This window comes from Lactobacillus sp. UMNPBX19 (assembly GCF_002553805.1).
Lineage (GTDB): Bacteria > Bacillota > Bacilli > Lactobacillales > Lactobacillaceae > Lactobacillus.
On sequence record NZ_PCYR01000058.1, the window covers coordinates 1 to 2,212 of the forward strand.

At 33.5% G+C, this 2,212-nt stretch carries 2 protein-coding genes; both read left to right on the top strand.

What is annotated here, in order from left to right; genetic code table 11:
- The first annotated feature begins 350 nt into the window (after positions 1-350).
- A complete protein-coding gene (locus tag CP370_RS08980) occupies positions 351-1,694 on the top strand; it encodes an MFS transporter (RefSeq protein ID WP_087712540.1) in 1,344 nt (447 codons plus the stop codon).
- A gap of 53 nt (positions 1,695-1,747) precedes the next feature.
- Positions 1,748-2,146, top strand: a complete 399-nt coding sequence (locus CP370_RS08985; protein ID WP_087712539.1) for an iron-sulfur cluster biosynthesis family protein — start codon at positions 1,748-1,750, stop codon at positions 2,144-2,146.
- Positions 2,147-2,212: the final 66 nt, after the last annotated feature.

Here is a 2,212-nt window from a genome sequence, read left to right on the forward strand (position 1 = left end):
CAGGTCCGAATGGACTTTTTATTTTTTATCAAGTGTTCAATTTAATTTTACAATCGGCGATTTTCTAATAATTACTTCTTCTGACATAACTAACCTAATTTCTATTTGAAACATCAGGAGAAATAACTCCTGATTAACGACTAAATTGGCTAGCTTTTCTACGTAATCTCATCTTATTACTACCCTTCTTAATTTTAAGTAATATTAATATGCCATTAAATAATTGTAAGTATCTAATAAAAAATTAACTTAATTTTGCATCAATTTAAAATCTTTGTTAGGGTAGAATGTATACTATAAATTTTTAAGGAGGATTTTTTCGAGTTAATCTAGATGATTTAACTCATGTTATGCTAAAAGAAAATCAAAACAATACCAAGGACGTCAAAGAAAAGAAGAATTATAAAAAAGCTCCCCTCATGTCTATTCACTTACGAGTATTTATTGCAGTAGTATTAGGTCAAATCGCTTGTGGTTTTGCTTTAGGTATATCTGGTACTGCTCTTTCTAATGCAAGTAAATATATTCAAATTAGTGATCTCTGGACTGGATTAATTGGAGCAGGATCTTTAATTGGATTAGCAGGTAGTATCTTAATTGGTCGTTTATCCGATAAGATTGGTAGACGAAAACTATTAATGATTAATATGTATGTTTTAGGTGCCTTATCTTTAACACAGTTATTAATTAATGATTTTCTCTTTCTTTTCATCATCAGAGTACTGATTGGATTAATGATTGCCGTTGACTATACTGTTGGAAATGCCCTTTTAACTGAATGGCTTCCTAAAGGAGAGGACAGCAAAAAACAAAGCCATTTGCTTATTTACTGGACAATTGGATTTATTGCTTCATATATAGCAGGTGCTTTCATTACGGGCCTTGGTTCACATACTTGGCAAATTATTTTAGCAACTGGTGCTATTCCAGCATTTATTGCAGCTATTTTTAGATCTATTTTTCCTTTACCTGCATCCCCTAGCTGGCTTGCGAGTCGTGGTAAGATCAAAACAGCTAATAAAGTTATTAAAAAGCACATGGGTCGCAAATGGGGAATTTCTAAAAAACTAAAAAAGGCTAAGCCTATCAAAGAAGTTTCATGGACAACATTATTTTCCGGGAAATATTTACGTCGTACTCTAGTCGGTGGTCTCTTTTATGCTTGCCAAGCCTTTGCATTCTTTGGTATCAGTATTTTCCTTCCAATTCTTTTACAAAGTATGCATGTTACAGATCAAAAGATTTCTGGGATTATCTACAATGGTGGTATGTTTATCGGCGTCATTTTAGGAATCTTACTTTTCAACAGAATTAGTCGACGCGCATTCCTTATCAGCAACTTTTTACTTTCAGGTATCCTAATCGGCTTTTTAGCTATTAATAAAAGCCTTAATTCCAATATTCAACTTGCTATCTTTTGTATTTTTGCGATTATCTTATCTTCTGGTTTAGTACTTGATTACCCATACCCAACTGAACTATTCGATATTAAGGTTCGCGGAACCGGAGTTGGAACTTGTATTACTATCAGCAGATTTGGTGCTGCGGCAGGAACCTTTTTACTGCCTATTTTGACTAATCAAGGCGGTGCAAGCTTATCAATGCTAATCTGCGCAATTGTTCTTTTGACTGCCTTTATTATCTGCTTAATTTGGGCACCTGAAACTTCACCAAAATTTAAGCAAAATAATTGATTCTGTTCTACTTTTTTCTAAAATAAAAATAGAAAGAGTTAGGAGAGGGTACTATGGTAAAAATGAGAATTAGCCAAGATGCAATCGATTTTCTTAAAAAACGTGGTTATAACACACATGAAATACTTTTAATTGTTGATGGCGGTGGTGGCGACTACTCAATTGAAGGCGGATCATGTAATATCGGAATGGATTATTCATTAATCTCGCTCGATACAATGAAACACGATCCACGCTACTCAGTAAAAATTGAAAATAATGCTAATTTTGAAATTTATACTTCTGACTACGATTTAGCTTTTTTAGGTGATAACTTGGTTCTAGATATCCACGATACTACCTTACGCCTTCGTAACGATTCTGGCATCTTAACTGGTGCCGTTAAGATTGCTAAGGCAAGCTTTCTTGCCGAGCAAGCTAAAAAAGGTATTATAAGTCAAAAAAATTGTTAATTAATAGTTTTGTGTCTGGGAAAAAACTAACTTTCAGATACCAAAAGACGATCAATCCAACTCTTA

Coding starts and splice junctions, on each gene's coding strand:
- CP370_RS08980 (WP_087712540.1), top strand. CDS start 351: ATGCTAAAAGAAAATCAAAACAATACCAAGGACGTCAAAGAAAAGAAG.
- CP370_RS08985 (WP_087712539.1), top strand. CDS start 1,748: ATGGTAAAAATGAGAATTAGCCAAGATGCAATCGATTTTCTTAAAAAA.